Annotated in this window: 14 protein-coding genes; 8 read left to right on the forward strand and 6 right to left on the reverse strand. The window is 71.3% G+C overall.

From position 1 onward, the window contains the following. Window positions 1-9 precede the first annotated feature (9 nt). On the forward strand, window positions 10-1,668 hold the full coding sequence (locus ACIBVQ_RS35680) for a beta-N-acetylhexosaminidase (RefSeq protein WP_399183036.1): 1,659 nt from the start codon (window positions 10-12) through the stop codon (window positions 1,666-1,668). Between the two features lie 221 nt (window positions 1,669-1,889). Here ACIBVQ_RS35680 and ACIBVQ_RS35685 read toward each other — a convergent pair whose 3' ends face one another. Beyond that, window positions 1,890-2,093 (reverse strand): cation transporter, encoded by a 204-nt coding sequence (locus ACIBVQ_RS35685; RefSeq protein WP_352015259.1) that lies wholly within the window; start codon window positions 2,091-2,093, stop codon window positions 1,890-1,892. Window positions 2,094-2,135: 42 nt separating this feature from the next. Continuing rightward, window positions 2,136-3,203, reverse strand: coding sequence for a quinone-dependent dihydroorotate dehydrogenase (locus ACIBVQ_RS35690; protein ID WP_352015261.1), 1,068 nt, complete (start codon window positions 3,201-3,203; stop codon window positions 2,136-2,138). A 171-nt stretch (window positions 3,204-3,374) separates the two neighbouring features. On the opposite strand from ACIBVQ_RS35690, the gene ACIBVQ_RS35695 reads away from it, so the two are divergent. From ACIBVQ_RS35695 to ACIBVQ_RS35715, 5 genes are all read left to right on the forward strand, one after another. After that, the gene (locus tag ACIBVQ_RS35695; protein ID WP_352015262.1) at window positions 3,375-3,758 is read left to right on the forward strand and encodes a hypothetical protein; all 384 of its coding nucleotides are present in this window, start codon (window positions 3,375-3,377) and stop codon (window positions 3,756-3,758) included. Window positions 3,759-3,890: 132 nt separating this feature from the next. Next, window positions 3,891-4,652 (forward strand): phosphatase PAP2 family protein, encoded by a 762-nt coding sequence (locus ACIBVQ_RS35700; protein ID WP_362913823.1) that lies wholly within the window; start codon window positions 3,891-3,893, stop codon window positions 4,650-4,652. Between the two features lie 444 nt (window positions 4,653-5,096). Further along, window positions 5,097-5,327, forward strand: coding sequence for a hypothetical protein (locus tag ACIBVQ_RS35705; protein ID WP_352015264.1), 231 nt, complete (start codon window positions 5,097-5,099; stop codon window positions 5,325-5,327). 385 nt (window positions 5,328-5,712) lie between these two features. After that, window positions 5,713-6,525 carry a signal peptidase I gene (lepB, locus tag ACIBVQ_RS35710; RefSeq protein WP_399183040.1) on the forward strand — a complete coding sequence of 271 codons (813 nt, stop codon included), beginning with the start codon at window positions 5,713-5,715 and terminating at the stop codon, window positions 6,523-6,525. Between the two features lie 133 nt (window positions 6,526-6,658). Then, a complete protein-coding gene (locus tag ACIBVQ_RS35715; RefSeq protein ID WP_352015266.1) occupies window positions 6,659-7,504 on the forward strand; it encodes a universal stress protein in 846 nt (281 codons plus the stop codon). A gap of 55 nt (window positions 7,505-7,559) precedes the next feature. Here the strand turns inward: ACIBVQ_RS35715 and ACIBVQ_RS35720 are convergent, their stop codons facing one another. Together ACIBVQ_RS35720 and ACIBVQ_RS35725 are read right to left on the reverse strand one after the other, a co-directional pair. After that, on the reverse strand, window positions 7,560-9,479 hold the full coding sequence (locus ACIBVQ_RS35720; protein ID WP_399183042.1) for a glycoside hydrolase family 15 protein: 1,920 nt from the start codon (window positions 9,477-9,479) through the stop codon (window positions 7,560-7,562). An 83-nt stretch (window positions 9,480-9,562) separates the two neighbouring features. Next, window positions 9,563-10,588, reverse strand: a complete 1,026-nt coding sequence (locus ACIBVQ_RS35725) for a hypothetical protein (RefSeq protein ID WP_352015268.1) — start codon at window positions 10,586-10,588, stop codon at window positions 9,563-9,565. A 291-nt stretch (window positions 10,589-10,879) separates the two neighbouring features. On the opposite strand from ACIBVQ_RS35725, the gene ACIBVQ_RS35730 reads away from it, so the two are divergent. Continuing rightward, window positions 10,880-11,620, forward strand: coding sequence for an HAD family hydrolase (locus ACIBVQ_RS35730; protein ID WP_399183045.1), 741 nt, complete (start codon window positions 10,880-10,882; stop codon window positions 11,618-11,620). 52 nt (window positions 11,621-11,672) lie between these two features. On the opposite strand, the gene ACIBVQ_RS35735 is transcribed toward ACIBVQ_RS35730, so the two are convergent. Then, a complete protein-coding gene (locus tag ACIBVQ_RS35735) occupies window positions 11,673-12,434 on the reverse strand; it encodes a helix-turn-helix domain-containing protein (RefSeq protein WP_362778189.1) in 762 nt (253 codons plus the stop codon). 61 nt (window positions 12,435-12,495) lie between these two features. Here ACIBVQ_RS35735 and ACIBVQ_RS35740 point away from each other — a divergent pair, with 61 nt between their 5' ends. Further along, window positions 12,496-13,902, forward strand: coding sequence for an MFS transporter (locus ACIBVQ_RS35740; protein WP_399183047.1), 1,407 nt, complete (start codon window positions 12,496-12,498; stop codon window positions 13,900-13,902). Here ACIBVQ_RS35740 and ACIBVQ_RS35745 read toward each other — a convergent pair. After that, complete coding sequence (locus ACIBVQ_RS35745) at window positions 13,828-15,057, reverse strand: MFS transporter (RefSeq protein ID WP_399183049.1); 1,230 nt, start codon at window positions 15,055-15,057, stop codon at window positions 13,828-13,830. The genes ACIBVQ_RS35740 and ACIBVQ_RS35745 overlap by 75 nt on opposite strands. Window positions 15,058-15,116: the final 59 nt, after the last annotated feature.

Below are 15,116 nucleotides of genomic sequence, written 5' to 3' on the forward strand. Positions count from 1 at the left end.
ATCTGAAGCATGAATGCGCCGTTGCCACGTCCTGTCGCCTTCGAAACCTCCACCGACTCGTTCGAGCTCTCCCCGGGGGCTCCCGTCGCGGGCCCCACCGACCTGGCCGGGGCCGTACGGCTGGCACTGTCCGTGCTCGACCTGAGGCCCGCGGGGGCGGGAGAGGCCGGGGCGGTCACGGTCGAGCACGACGCCGCGCTCGGCCACGAGGCCTACACGCTTGAGGTGACGGGCCGGGGGGTGCGGATCGCGGCCGGCGACCGCCAGGGGGCGTTCTACGCGGGCCAGACGCTGCGGCAGCTGCTGCCCGACGCGGCCTTCCGCGCGGCTCCCGTTGAGGCCGGGGGTGAGGGCTGGACCGTTCCCGGTGTCACCGTGCGGGACGCGCCGCGCCTGGCGTGGCGCGGGGCGCACCTGGACCTCGCGCGGCACTTCCTGCCCAAGCGGGAGGTGCTCAGGATGATCGACCTCATGGCGGTCCACAAGCTGAACCGGCTCCACCTGCACCTGGTCGACGACCAGGGGTGGCGGGTCGAGAGCCGGGCCTACCCCCGGCTGCACGAGGTCGGCTCGCACCGGCCGCGTACGATCGTCGGGCACCACGAGGACGCCCCGGTCTACGACGAGGTGCCGCACGGCGGGTACTACACGCTGGACGACCTCGCGGAGATCTCCGGGTACGCCCGCGCGCGGGCCGTGACGGTCGTGCCCGAGATCGACGTGCCGGGGCACGCCTGCGCGATCCTGGCGGCCTACCCCGAGCTCGACGCGCGGGCGACCGGTGGCAGGACCCCCGAGCCGTTCACCGTGCTCGACCGCTGGGGCATCTCGACCGCCATCCTGTCCCCGCTGCCGTCGACCGTCGACTTCCTGACCGTCGTCATCGACGAGATCCTGGGGGCACTCGGCGAGACACCGTACGTGCACATCGGCGGGGACGAGTGCGTGCTCGACGACTGGGCCGCCTCCCCCGAGATCGCCGCCTTCCAGGCGGAGCTCGGCCTGGAGAACGTGGGCGACCTGCACGCGTGGTTCCTGCGCAGGCTCGCGGACGTGCTGGCCGAGCGGGGCAGCAGGGCCGTGGTGTGGGACGAGGCCTTCGTCAGCGGCATGCTGCGGCCCGACACGATCGTGATGCCCTGGCGTGGCCCCGGCGTGGCGCAGCGGGCCGCGCAGGCCGGGCACGACGTGGTGCAGACCTCGGTCTTCCCGCTGTACTTCGACTACGCGGAGGCGGCCTCCGAGGAGGAGCCGCTGGCCATCGGCGAGACCATCACCGTCGGCGACGTCGTGGCCTACGAGCCGGTGCCGTCGTCGTGGACGGACGCGCAGCGGGAGCACGTGATCGGGGCGCAGTTCCAGCTGTGGAGCGAGCGGCTGCCCGACGCCAGAGCGCTCGACTACCGGGCGTGGCCCAGGGGTTGCGCGCTGGCCGAGGTCGCCTGGTCGGGCACTCCCGGGGCCGACTTCGACGCGCGGCTCGAACGGCACCTGCGCAGGCTGGACGCGCTCGGCGTCGAGTATCGCCCCCTGTCCGGGCCGCGCCCGTGGCAGCTCGGCGGCGCCGGTCCGCGCCGCCACCGCCCCGGCTTCGTCAACGCCGAGGACGTCATGAAGCGCCTTGAGGGCATGACCCACGACGCCGACTCGACCCGGCCGAGCATGTGACGGTACGGCCCCGCGCCGGGGACCACGGTCTGGTCCCCGGTGTGAGGGTCACGGCCCTCGCGGGAGATCGTCTCCCGTGGCGGCCGGGGTCGCGGGCTCCCCGGGGGTGGTCGTGGACGTCGCGGCGGGAGGGCCGGACGGCCGGGGGGCGTGGGGTGCGGGGCGCGCCGGGGTCGGCGGGTGGCGCCGGGGGGCGTGCCGTACGAGAAACGGGCGGGCGGTCAGCCCGCCACCTTGTAGCCGGCCTCCTCGATGGCGGCGCGGATGGCGGCGTCGTCGAGGGTCTCACCGGAGACGTCGACCCGGCCGCTGGCCAGGTCGACCTCGACGCCGGTCACGCCGGGGACCTCACCGACCTCCTCCTTGACCGAACTCACGCAGTGGCCGCAGGTCATGCCGGTGACGGTGTATGTGCTCAGGCTCATCACGCCTCCAGGTGTCGAGGTTTACCCTCCCAGGGTATTACCTCAGCCCGCGGTGCGGCCGATGATCTGGCGCACATCCGTGACACCGTGCCTCCGCAGGCGCCGGGACAGGTCGCGGTTGATCCGCCAGGCCCACAGCGGCCCCTCGTAGATCATTCCGGTGTAGCCCTGCACCAGGGTCGCCCCTGCCAGCAGGCGCTCCCAGACGTCGTCGACGCCCTCGACGCCGCCGACGGAGACCAGCACCAGGCGATCGCCGACCCGCGCCCTGAGCCTGCGCAGCACCTCAAGCGAACGGGCCCGCAGCGGACGTCCGGAGAGGCCGCCCGTCTCGGTGCTGCTCACGCCCTGGCGGCTGATCGTGGTGTTGGTGGCGATGACGCCGTCGAGCCCGAGTTCGAGGGCCAGGTCGGCGACGGCGTCCACGTCCTCGTCGGCCAGGTCCGGTGCGATCTTGACGAGCAGCGGGGTGCGCCTCGGCGTGCCGTCGGCGACCTCCTTGACCGCCCGCAGCAGGGGGCGCAGCAGTTCGACGGCCTGCAGGTCACGCAGGCCCGGGGTGTTGGGCGAACTGACGTTGACCACCAGGTAGTCGGCCAGCGGGGCGAGCTCCTTGGCGCTGGACACGTAGTCGTCCGCGGCCTGGGACTCGGGCACGACCTTGGTCTTGCCGATGTTGACGCCGACCACGACGGGGACCCCGCGGGTCCTGCCGAGGGCCTTGGCCGCGGCGGCGGCACCGGCGTTGTTGAAGCCCATCCTGTTGATGATCGCCCGCTCCCTGACCAGGCGGAACAGCCTGGGCCTGGCGTTGCCCGGCTGGGCGTGCGCGGTGATCGTACCGACCTCGACGTGGCCGAAGCCGAGCGCGGACATGGCCTCGACGCACCTGGCGTCCTTGTCGAACCCCGCCGCCAGCCCGAAGGGGCTGGGGAAGTGCACGCCGAAGGCCTGCACCCGCAGGGCGGGGTCGCGTGGGGCGAGCCTGCGGTGGACGAGCCGCTTGACCACGGGGGCCGCCGACAGCAGGCGCAACCCGCCGACCGTCAGGTGGTGGATGTCCTCCGGGTCGATGCGGCTGAGGACCTGCGTGAACACGATTCGATACATCACCGATCAGGGTAGTCCCCCGGCGGGACGCGGCCCGCCCCGGCCATGCCGTACGGGGTCGGAGTCGTCCTCAGGCGAGGATGCTCCCGCGTCGCGGGCTCCGCGGGCACCGTATATTGCCGTCAACAGATCGTTAAGCGTTCGGCAAACTGGGGGCGGCAGGGTGTGGACATGAGCATCCTGTCACGTTCGACCATCATCCGCAGGCGCCGCGCCCTGGTGCACATCGTGCTCAGGGACATGGCGGAGACCGGTGACACCACGGTCCCTCCGTGGTGGGAGGCGGACATCGAGCAAGAGTTCGGTGGCCTGAGCGGGTTCCTGGCCGAGCTGAGCCGCCAGTGGTGGACGGCCTACGCCGCGCACCTGGACGCGCTGATCGAACTCGGCTGGGACGAGCCCGCCCAGGCGTGGGCCGACGTGGCCGAGCAGATGCCGCAGTTACGCGCGGTGCTCGACTCCTACCTCGACGAGTCGGCCCTGGCCGAGGCCGAGCGGCGGCACTGTGACGTGCTGCGCTGGACCACCCGGCGGGAGAGCAGGAACGCCGCTTGAAGAGCGTTCCGGGAGTCCCTGTCTGAGGATCTCTGATCGGGACGGCCGGGCCCCGTAGCGCCGGTGACACGCCGTTCCCGCCCCGTGCCGGTCGAATCCCTGGCATATCCGTCCCCTTTCGGGTAGCGATGGATGATGGCCAGGACACTCGGAGAGCGCAGCCGTCAGGATTCCGACCGCCGCCTGGGGATGCGGCTGACGTTCGCGGTCGGGGCCGTGGCACTGTTCTCGGTGCCGTTCGTCCTGTTGCTCGTGCTCGTGCTGATCTCCTTCGAGCCGCTGAACGACCTCGACGAGGCGATCGCCACCGGATTGCACGCCTATGTGCTGGCCGACCCCGGCTACGCGCGTCTTCTCGGGGCGTGGACCGACATCCTGGGCCCCAACACCTGGCGCGTGCTCGTGGTCGCCGCCGCGGCCTGGGCGTGGTACCGGGGAGCGCGCCGCCCGGCGGTCTGGGCGGTCGTCACGATCGCGGCCAGCGGTGTGCTGAACGTGTTGATCAAGGAGATCGTCAACCGGGCCAGGCCCGTCCTGCCGGACCCCGTCTCCTGGGCGCCGGGGTGGTCGTTCCCCTCCGGGCACGCGATGGCGGCGGCCACGGGGGCGAGCGTGCTCGTGCTGATGCTGCTGCCCCGGCTGAGGGGACCGGCGTCCAGGGCCGCCGCCTGGACCCTCGCGGCGGTGCCGGCGGTCTTCGTGGCGTACACGCGGGTCGCCCTCGGCGTCCACTGGTTCAGCGACGTGGTCGCGGGGCTCGCGCTGGGGGTCGTGGTGACCGCGGGGACGACGGCGGGGTTCGAGCGGTGGCGGCGGGAGGAGGGGCGCAGGCCCGCGGAGCCGTACGTCGAGGGGGTCGAGCCGGAGGCGTTCTCCCGGGGTGACCGCGAGTAACCGTCACGGTGGTGCCGGCCCCGGGTTCGAATGTCGTGATCTTCTTCCGATGGCTCTCACCTGAGGAAACGTCGCCACAGATTCTGACAAAGATCAGCAATGGGTGCCGTCAATCTAGTGATATGCCACCGTTTACTGAATTTTCCGCTCAAAGCCGGGGGGCGACATGGATGATGAAGGCAAAAAGGTTTGTTGCCAGAGTCACACCGCTCGATCCCCCACACTGGTCCTTCGAAAGCCCACAATGGCCATCGCAGGGTTCGTGATACATGGATAAGATCAAGAAAAATCACCCAATATCACGATCTGTGCACATTGGGCTACTTTAAGCTACGAAGTAGGATAGAAATCCTTAATGGAAGATTAAGTATTTTCCAGCAAGGAACCAGCAGCCGGCCGGACATCTAGGGTTCGACGGCTAACCCTCGGAAAGGAAGCCGTCCCATGGATCGTCAGCCGATTGTCTGCAATACCTGCACGGGTGTTCTTCTCACCACGGACTCCCGTGACTACACCCCGCAGCGGGGACGCCTGATCGTCACCAACGGTTACTGCTCCTGCCCGGCCGCGCAGAAGGCCGCCCCCGTGGTCACCTCGGCCACCCTGCCCGCCGCCCCCGCTCCCGAGCCTGTCGCGCAGCGCCCGGTGCCCGAGACGGCGATGGCGAGCGCCTGAGCCGCGTGCTCGAACGCCTCGTACGGCCTGGCGGCCGTGACGTGCCGGCCCCGGTAGTGCTTCGGTAGTGCCCCCACGGTGCCCCGCGGTGTTTCAGCAGTGCCCTGGAACACCCCGGTAGCGCTTCGGTGGTGCTCCCGGCCGTACACACGGCCAGACCGCCCGTCCCGGCCAGAACACGGGGACGGCGGTGGTCCGGTTCCTCGTGGGAGAGACCCTGACCGGCGTCACACGTGGGCGTTCCTCACTTCACGGACGGTGTCGGGAGCGCCTCTCCTGGGTACTCAGAGGCGGGATCGCCTCGACGCGAAGCGTCGGAAGTAGGCATGATCTAGGCTCATCAGCGAGAAACCATTGAAGGCCGGGCGGCCGGGACGGGGTGCACGTGGTCGCGGAGGACGTGGAACAGCCGGCCAGGGGCAGCGACAAGAAGAAGGGCTCTCTCTGGCGGGAGTTGCCCATCATGATCGTGGTCGCCCTTCTGCTGGCCCTGCTGATCAAGACCTTCATCGTCCAGGCGTTCTACATCCCGTCCGGATCGATGGAGAACACGCTCCAGATCAACGACCGTGTCCTGGTCAACAAGCTCGTCTACCGGGTGCGTGACATCGAGCGCGGTGACGTGGTGGTCTTCTCCGGCGGCGTCGACTCCTGGCCGGACGAGGTCGAGTTCGAGGAGCCCTCGAACCCGGTCACCGGCGCCCTCAACTGGGTCGGCTCCCTCTTCGGCCTGGTCCCCACGGAGAAGGACTTCATCAAGCGGGTCATCGGCGTCCCCGGTGACAAGGTGAAGTGCTGTGACGGCCAGGACCGCGTCACGGTCAACGGTGTCCCCCTCGACGAGAAGGCCTACCTGTTCCCGGGCAACAAGCCCTCGGTGACGCCGTTCGAGATCACCGTCCCGCCCGGGCGGCTGTGGGTGATGGGCGACCACCGGATGGTCTCGTCCGACTCGCGCGCCCACCAGGGTGACCCCGGTGGCGGCGCCATCCCGATCGACCATGTGATCGGCCGCGCCTTCGTGATCGTCTGGCCGTTCTCGCACGCCGACGTCATCTCCATCCCCGACACCTTCTCCCAGTCCGCGCTGAAGGCGACGGCCGCCCTCGGTTCCGGGGCTCCGCTGCTGCTCGGCGCCGCGGTCGCGGTGCCCCTCGTCCGCCTGCGCACCCGCAGACGGCTGCGCCGCCGCCGCTGACTCCCCCGGTAGGCCCCTCCGGTAACCCCCGATTCCCCCGCCAGGCCGTGGGGGAGGTTTTACGGCGTGGTGTTCCCCCTGGTCAGCGAAGTACGACAAGGATGGAAACAGGGGACATGGGGGAGGCAGCGCGATGCAGTACAACGCCGACCAGCGGCCTGTGGTCGCCGGATACGACGGTTCCGAGGCGAGTGAACGGGCGCTCAGGTGGGCCGCCGAGGAGGCCCGGCTGCGTTTCGCCCCGTTGGTCGTCTGCCACGCCTGGCAGTGGTCTCAGGGAACTCCGGTGCCGCTGGCCAGCATGGAGACGGTGCAACGCCTCGGCAGTCAGGTGCTCGACAAGGGCGTCGACCTGGCGCGGCGGCTGGCTCCCCGGATCGAGGTCAGGACCTCACTCGACCTGGGGTCGCCGTCCGTCGTCCTGATGAGCGAGTCCGGCGCCGCCGACCTGCTGGTGGTCGGCAGGCGTGGCTCAGGCGGCTTCGCGGAGCTGCGGATCGGCTCGACGGCCGTACAGCTCGCCGCGCACGCCTACTGCCCGGTCGCCGTCGTCGGGGAACGGCCCGGCCCTCCGACGAACCTGGTGGTCGTCGGGGTCGACGCGACCGCCCTTGAGCGGCTGGAGCTGCGGCTGGCGTTCGAACAGGCGTGGCTGCGCAAGGCGTCGCTGCGGGCGATCTGCCTGATCCCCGAGGAGGCGCGGGACACCCGGGAGTACATGGTCGGCTTCCGGCGGGCCGTCTCGATCCTTGAGGAGAGATACGGCCAGGTGAACGTGGAGACGACCGTCGTGGACGACGCCCATGTCGCGGCCCTCCAGCGGGCGGCCCAGGACGCGGACCTGGTGGTCGTCGGGGACCGTGGCTGGGACGACCCGGCCGAACTGCCGCTCGGCGTGCTCTGCCAGGCGTTGCTGCGCGGGGCGCCCTGCCCGGTCGTCGTGGCCCCCTCCCACCGGCCGCTCAGCGCCTCGCGGTAGCGCCGGGCCCGCCCGGCGTCTCCCCGGCGTTCCGAGCACGGCCCGGCGGCCGGGTTCACAGGGGGTCGGTCGCCGGGTTGCGCCACGTACGGCCGCCGAACCTGCCGCGTTCCGCCCTGATGATGTGGATGACCGCGTTGATGAGGGCCAGGTGGGTGAAGGCCTGGGGGAAGTTCCCCAGGTGACGTCCGCTGAGCGGGTCGATCTCCTCGGCGTAGAGGCCGAGCGGGCTGGCGAAGGAGAGCACCTTCTCGCAGAGCCTGCGCGCCCTGCGGTGCTCCCCGATCTCGGTCAGGGCCGAGACCAGCCAGAACGAGCAGATCGTGAAGGTCCCCTCCTCACCGGTGAGGCCGTCGTCGGTCTCCTTGGGCAGGTAACGCAGCACCAGGTCGTCCACGGTCAGCTCGTCGGCGATGGCGAGCACCGTGTCGCGGACCCTGGGGTCGTCCGGCGGCAGGAAGCCGACCAGCGGGATGAGCAGGAGTGAGGCGTCCAGGGTGTCGGAGTCGTAGTGCTGCCTGAAGACCCCCCGCTCGCTGACGCCGTTGGCGCACACGTCGGCGTGGATCTCGTCGGCGATCCGCCTCCAGCGGGCGACCAGGGCCGTGTCCTGGCGGAGCCTGGCCAGCCGTACCCCCCTGTCCACGGCGACCCAGCACATGACCTTCGAGCTGGTGAAGTGCCGTGGCTCGCCGCGTACCTCCCAGATGCCCCGGTCGGGCTCGCGCCAGTATCTGATCGCGGACTCGACCTGCCGCCGCAGCACCGGCCAGATCCGCTCGTCGAGGCGATCCCTGGAGCGGGTGTGGATGTAGAAGGAGTCGAGGACGGCTCCCCAGACGTCGTTCTGCCGGTGGTCGTAGGCGGCGTTGCCGACCCGGACCGGCCGGGAGCCCTCGTAGCCCTCAAGGTCGTCCAGGACGTGCTCGGTGAGGACGCGTTCTCCGTCGACGCCGTACATGACCTGCAGTTCCTCGCCGCGTTCGGCGACGTCGGCGATGAACCAGAAGAAGTCGTCGGCCTCCCAGTCGAAGCCCAGCGTGTACAGGCCCCACAGGGCGAAGGTCGAGTCCCTGATCCAGCTGTAGCGGTAGTCCCAGTTGCGGTCGCCGCCGGGTGTCTCCGGCAGGGAGGTGGTCGCCGCCGCGACCAGGGCGCCGCTCGGGGCGAAGGTCAGGCCCTTGAGGGTGAGGGCGCTGCGTTCGAGGAAGCTCCGCCACGGGTGGTCGGGGAAGTCTCCCCTGGCCAGCCAGTGCTGCCAGTGGTGCGCGGTCCACACGAGCCTGCCGTACGCCTCGTCGAAGGTGTAGGGCGGCTCGTGGGCGGTCCAGGTCAGCGCGCAGAAGCGGGTGTCGCCCTCCTTCAGGAGGGTGCGCGCCGTGGCCCGCGTCGCCTCGAAGCCCAGCCGCATGTCGGTGGTGAGCCTCAGTTCGAGGGACTCCCCCTCGGCCCTGGCGACGCCCTGGTGGTAGCCCCGGTCGGTGTAGGACCAGCGGCCGGGGGTGCGGCCGTAGCCGAACATGGGTTCGCAGTCCAGGGTGACCTGCGCCTCCCCGCTGACGCAGCGCACCGTGCGCAGCAGGACGTGGCTGGCGTCGTAGTCGGTCGGCGCCCTGCGGTGGGTGTGGGACAGCTCGTCGTCGTGGTGCCACGGGCCGACGACCAGCAGGTCGCGCACGACGATCCAGCCGGTCGGGGTGCCCCAGCTCGTCTCCAGGACCATGGTTCCCGGCAGGTAGCGGCGTGCCGCGGGGACCCTGATGTCGGCGGGGCCGAGGCGGAAGCCCCCGGCGTCCCGGTCCAGGATGGCGGCGAACACGCTGGGCGAGTCGATCCGTGGCAGGCACAGCCATTCGACGTTCCCGCTCGGCGCGACCAGGGCGGTCGTCTCGCAGTCGGACAGGAACGCGTAGTCCGCGATCGGCGGGAACGGAGAGCAGTCGCGGAGCACACCTGTCAGGGGGTTCACCGTCATCGGATCCCGCCTTCCCGACCTGCCGCGAGCCGGTCGTCTCCTTCCACTCTAGGCACGAAACCGCAGGTGAGAAAGGTCGCCCCTCAGTCGTCGCGGGGTCCGGGCAGGGAGATCCTGAGCCTGCGCAGCGCGGCGGCGAACTCCTCGGCGGGGTCGCCGAGGTAGCTCCACGGGGCGCCGCGCCCGACCCGGTTGCCGACCTGCCTGAGGTGTCTGGCCGCGAGGTCGTGGGTGCTCGCCTCACGGACGAAGACGGCCCCGAACAGATGGTGGGCCTCGAAGTCGCGGGGGTGCGCGGTGGCGTAGGCCGTCCAGCGGCGTTCGGCGTCCTTCAGTTCTCCGACGACCCGCTCGGAGAAATACCGCATGCTGAACTTCATGTAGGCCATCATCTTGTTCTCGACCACGAGACGGCGTTCCTCGGCGCGTAGATACTCCAGGTGCGCCAGTGCCAGCATCGCGGTGAGCGGATTTCCCCGGGGCGCGAACGCCGCCGCTTCCCGGGCGTGGGAGAACATCTCCTCGTGGGAACCGCCCCACTTCTCGGAAAGCGCCTGAATCCGGGCCCAGTGGGCGGAGAAGAGCGTGGCGGAACGGGAGACGGTCTCCTCCCAGATCTCGTCCTCCTCGGCCCGGTCGAACTGCATGCCCAGGGCGAACCAGATCATGGACTCCCACGGCACGGGGTCGTACGGACGCAGTCTCGCCGCCTCCATGAGCGGTTCGTGGGCGCCGGACAGGGTGGCGAAGAACATCTTGAACCGGTCCTCACCCGCCTCCCCGGAGAAGCCTCCGCCCCGGATGACCCACGCCTCGTCGATGACCGTACGGCCGAGCCAGAGCAGGATGTCGGCCCGGTCACGGGACCCGGCGAGCAGTTCGGCGATGCCCTGGCTCCTGCCGACCGCGGCGCGGCTGAGCGCGTCGAGCCGCAGGGAACGTAACTCCGGGTCACCGTGGGTCTCCCCGAGGAGGACGAGTCCCGCGTTCAGATAGCCTTCCTCGACCGCCTCGACGGCGGCGTCAAGGGCGATGTCGTTCCAGAGACGCCCGACGACGAAGGCGTCTCCGGCAGATCGTCCGCCTTTCCGGCGCCGGAAGATTCTCATAGAAGGCCCTTTTTAGCACTTCACGATTGCCAACGTGATCGAAAAACACAAAAGTCGTGATCAACGGTCCATATGACATACCAGAAATATGACTTTATGGAGAGATTCGTTGGAGAATCCGGGCCGGGTAATCGAGGGATCCGGCGTACCACGCGGGGAAAACGGTCTGAGGGAAAAGTGACGGCGCGGAAAGCGAAAGCACATGCCTTCGGGACCTGGCGTGTTCACCACGGGTGATTCGGGATGACCGCCCCGTGCACGGCCGTGGATGATCGGATACGGTGCGGCCACGTGACACGGAACCGGAACGTCGAGGGACTCCTGTTCGACCTCGACGGCACGCTGCTCGACCACGACACAGCCGCGACCACGGCCTTCACCGCGGCTCTCACAGGGGTCGCGGGGGCGGACGTCGACCACGAGGCGGCGCGGCGGCGCTGGTCGGAGCTCGAACACCACGCCATGGACCGTTACCTCGCCGGTGAGCTCACCTTCACCGGACAGCGCCGCCTGCGCGTGACCACTCTCTTCGCCGAGCTCGACCTGGGGTCCTGGGACGACACCGAGGCGGACACCTGGTTCGCGGGCTACCTGCGGCACTACGAGGCCGCCTGGCGTGCCTTCCCCGACGTCGCGCCCTGCCTGGCCGTACTGGCCGGGGAGGCCGTCCGGCCGCGGCTCGGGGTCCTGACCAACGGGGACGCCGCCCAGCAGCGTGACAAGCTCCGCAGGATCGGGCTGGGTACGGCGCTGCCCGTGCTGGTCGCGTCGAGCGAGGTCGGCGTCGCCAAGCCACGTGCGGAGATCTTCCACGCGGCCTGCGCGGTGCTCGGGCTGCCGCCCGGGCGGGTGGCCTACGTCGGTGACAGGCACGACGTGGACGCCGCCGCGGCGAACGCCGCCGGGCTGTACGGCGTCTGGCTGAACCGGGCGGGCGCCCCGGTGCCCGCCGGGCTGCCCGCCGTACGGTCCCTGGAGGAGCTGCCCGCCCTGCTCGGGTTCGGTCAGCCGTACGGCGGCGCGGCCGGGTGACGGGTCAGGGGCCGGCTCGGCGGAGCCGTTCCTCGCGGCGATCTCCAGCGCCTCAGGCGGGCGCCTCGAAGGAGAAGGTGTCCGCCAGCCCCCGCCTGCCCGTCTCGGTGAGGTGGACGACCCGGGGCGAGACGCCGTAACGCAGCCAGTCAAGGGTGAAGAAGCGGCCGGTGAGCGCCGCCCCCAGCCCTCCCGCGAGGTGGTGGCGCCGCTCGCTCCAGTCGACGCAGTAGCGCACGACCGGGCGCCGCCTGGTGCTCAGGCGGGCGACGTCGACGCCGAAACGGCCGAAGACCTCCCCTCCCTTCCCGGTCAGGTGGTACTCCAGGGCCCGACCGTAGGCGGCGGGCAGGTCGGGCCCCCGGCCGTCCTCCTCGGCCTTCGGCGTCCCGGTGAGCAGCCCCTGGCTGACGAAGGTCTCCATGAGCCCGACACCGAGCGACCCGGCGAGGTGGTCGTAGCAGGTGCGCGACCTGCGCAGGGCGTTCTCCCTGCTGCTGACCCGCAGCGAGGCGACGGGGGCCGGGACGGCCGGGGCGATGACCGCCAGCGCCTCAAGCGCCGTGGAGACCTCGGCGCTCGCCAGGCGGTAGTAGTGATGCCGCCCGCGCTGCTCGCCGACGACCAGACCGGCCTCGGTGAGCCGCCGCAGGTGCACGCTCGCGGTGGCCGGGGTGACCCCGGCCTCCTCGGCCAGGACGCTCGCGGCCAGCGGACGGCCGCCGGAGAGCGCCTTGAGCATGTGGGCGCGGGAGGCGCTGGCGATCAGGCGCGCCGCGCGGGCGATGTCCGGGTCACGTCGTGGGTGCTCCACGGCGCGAACGTACACCAACGGTTAGACGGATGACTAAGCGACCCGGGACGACCATGCGGTCATGCGTGCAACCGACCGCCGGGCCCCTGTCGAGCGGCTGGTCTGGCCCCCGCTCATCGCGCTGAGCCTCGGCTACTTCCTGGTCATGCTCGACGTCACCGTCGTCACCGTCGCGGTTCCCACCATCAGGGAGTCCGTGCACGCCGACGCCTCGGCCACGGCCTGGGTCGTGGACGGCTACAGCACGGTCTTCGCGGGCCTGCTGCTCCTCGGCGGCGGCCTCGGTGACCGGCTCGGGCACCGCGGGGTCTTCCTGACCGGCCTCGGCGTCTTCACCGTCGCCTCCCTCGGCTGCGGGTTCGCCACGACCTCCGTGACGCTGATCGCGTCGAGGATGCTCCAGGGCGTCGGCGGGGCGCTGCTGGTGCCGACGTCGCTGGCGCTGCTGGCCGCCGCCTACCCCGGGCGGGCGACCCGGGCCAGAGCCCTGGGGGTGTGGGCCGGCGTCGCCGGGGTCGCCTTCGCCGCCGGCCCCCTGGTCGGCGGTCTCCTCGTGGCCGGGCTGAACTGGCAGGCCGCGTTCTGGGTCAACGTGCCGGTCGCGCTGCTCGCCGTGTGGCTCACCCTGAGGCACGTCCCGGCCCCGGCCGCCCGCGCCTCGGGTCGTGGACTCGACCCCGTCGGTCAGGTCCTGGGCGTCGTCGGCCTGACGGCGCTCGCGGGCATGCTCAACGAGGCCGGTACCCAGGGCTGGACGTCACCGACCGTGCTCGCGGCCTGCGGGGTGGGGATCGTGGCGCTCGTCCTGTTCGTCCTGGTCGAACGGCGTCTTGAGGCCACCCCCGGCTCCACCCCCCTGCTGCCGCCCTCGCTCTTCCGCTCCCCCGGTTTCTCCCCGGCCGCGGCGGTCGGGGTGCTGCTCAACCTCGGCTACTACGGGATGCTCTACCTGTCCACGCTGTACTTCCAGAACGAGCGCGGCTACGGCGCCCTCGGCACCGGGATCGCGCTGCTGCCGACCGTGTGCATGGCGGTGTTCGCCGCCCCGCTCTCCGGCCGCCTCACCGCGCGCCACGGCCCCCACTCCCCGATGGCCGGGGCGCTGCTGCTCGGCGCGTTCGGCTTCCTCGGCTGGCTGGTCGCCGGTCCCGACACCCCCTACTGGCAGTTACTCTTCGCCCTGGTCGCCACGGGGCTGGCCACCCCGACCACCGTCCCGGCCGCGACCGCCGCGATCGTGCAGGCCGCGCCGGACGCCAACGCGGGTGTCGCCTCGGCGGTGTTCAACGTCGCCAGGCAGATCGGCAACTCCGTCGGCGTCGCCCTGTTCAGCACCCTCACCGCGACGTCCGCGCCGCTGGTCCCCGGCCTCCACACCGCCGCCCTGATCGCCTCAGGCGCCTTCTTCGCCGGGGCGTTCCTCACCCTGGTGTCCTGGCGCGCCAACCGCGTCCCGGTCCCCCTGTGAACCGCGGCGCCGTACGGCGAGCACCACCACCGGCACGGCCAGGAGCGCGAGCGCTCCCCCTGCCCACATGACGCCGGAGACCGCGACGGTGTCGACGACCCGGCCGCCGAGCAACGCGCCCAGGGAGATGGCCGCGTTGAAGACGGCGACGAACAGCGCCGACCCCGCCTCCGGGGTCTTCGGCGCCGCCGTGAGCACCCACGTCTGCATGCTGACCGAGACCCCTCCGTAGGCCAGCCCCCACGCCGCAAGCGAGACCACGACCGCGGCCCGCGTCTCACCGGCGAGCGGAAGCGCGAACATGCAGACGCCGAGCAGCCCGGCCACGGCCAGGACCGTGCCGTACCGGGCCCGCACGACGACGGCCCCGGCGACGAAGTTCCCCATCACCCCGGCCAGGCCGTACACCAGGAGCAGGGTGCCGACGAGGCCGGGGCCGACGCCGGAGACCTGCTCAAGGACGGGCCTGACGTAGGTGTAGGCCGCGAAGTGGCCGGTCACCATCAGCAGGACGACGACCAGGCCGAGCCGTAGCCGGGCGTTGCGGAGCAGGCCGGGCAGTTCCCGCGCCCTGACCGTCCCGAGGGCGGGCAGCGGCGGCAGCGTCAGGACCAGCGCGACCAGCAGGACCAGCGCGAGCACCCCGAGCGCGGCGAACGCCGGGCGCCAGCCCACGAGCTCACCGGCGAACGTCCCCGAGGGCACCCCGAGCACGGAGGCCAGGGAGACCCCGCTGAAGATCAGCGAGGTGGCCGTCCCCGCCCGCTCCGGCGCCAGCCGTGCCCCCAGCCCCGCCGCGACCGCCCAGAAGCCGCCGATGGACAGCCCCACCAGGACGCGGGCGGCCAGCATGACGGCGAACACCGGGGCCAGCGCCGAGAGCAGGTTGGCCACGGCCAGCAGCGCCGCCAGCGCGACCAGCACCCGCCGCCGGTCGAGCCCGCCGACGGCCACCACGAGCACCGGTGCCACGATCGCCCCGACGAGGCCGGGGACCGTCACCACCAGGCCCGCCGTACCCGCGGAGACGCCGAGTTCCGCGCTCATCGCGGTGAGCAGCCCGACCGGCAGCATCTCGGTCGTGACGACGGAGAAGGTGCCCAGGGCGACGGCGACGACGGCGGTCCAGTTCCCGGTCCTCACCGGGGTTCGCATCGTTGTGAACATGCCGCCAAGCCTGTGCCGCCGCCGGGCCGGGAACAACGACGAAGATC

Source organism: Streptosporangium sp. NPDC049376 (genome assembly GCF_044466505.1).
Taxonomy (GTDB): Bacteria; Actinomycetota; Actinomycetes; order Streptosporangiales; family Streptosporangiaceae; genus Streptosporangium.

What these genes read in the sequence shown, in the direction of transcription:
- ACIBVQ_RS35715 (WP_352015266.1), top strand. Translation starts at nt 6,659, where the DNA reads ATGCAGTACAACGCCGACCAGCGGCCTGTGGTCGCCGGATACGACGGT.
- ACIBVQ_RS35690 (WP_352015261.1), bottom strand. Translation starts at nt 3,203, where the DNA reads ATGTATCGAATCGTGTTCACGCAGGTCCTCAGCCGCATCGACCCGGAG.
- ACIBVQ_RS35705 (WP_352015264.1), top strand. Translation starts at nt 5,097, where the DNA reads ATGGATCGTCAGCCGATTGTCTGCAATACCTGCACGGGTGTTCTTCTC.
- ACIBVQ_RS35680 (WP_399183036.1), top strand. Translation starts at nt 10, where the DNA reads ATGAATGCGCCGTTGCCACGTCCTGTCGCCTTCGAAACCTCCACCGAC.
- ACIBVQ_RS35725 (WP_352015268.1), bottom strand. Translation starts at nt 10,588, where the DNA reads ATGAGAATCTTCCGGCGCCGGAAAGGCGGACGATCTGCCGGAGACGCC.
- ACIBVQ_RS35745 (WP_399183049.1), bottom strand. Translation starts at nt 15,057, where the DNA reads ATGCGAACCCCGGTGAGGACCGGGAACTGGACCGCCGTCGTCGCCGTC.
- ACIBVQ_RS35700 (WP_362913823.1), top strand. Translation starts at nt 3,891, where the DNA reads ATGATGGCCAGGACACTCGGAGAGCGCAGCCGTCAGGATTCCGACCGC.
- ACIBVQ_RS35695 (WP_352015262.1), top strand. Translation starts at nt 3,375, where the DNA reads ATGAGCATCCTGTCACGTTCGACCATCATCCGCAGGCGCCGCGCCCTG.
- ACIBVQ_RS35740 (WP_399183047.1), top strand. Translation starts at nt 12,496, where the DNA reads ATGCGTGCAACCGACCGCCGGGCCCCTGTCGAGCGGCTGGTCTGGCCC.
- ACIBVQ_RS35685 (WP_352015259.1), bottom strand. Translation starts at nt 2,093, where the DNA reads ATGAGCCTGAGCACATACACCGTCACCGGCATGACCTGCGGCCACTGC.
- ACIBVQ_RS35720 (WP_399183042.1), bottom strand. Translation starts at nt 9,479, where the DNA reads ATGACGGTGAACCCCCTGACAGGTGTGCTCCGCGACTGCTCTCCGTTC.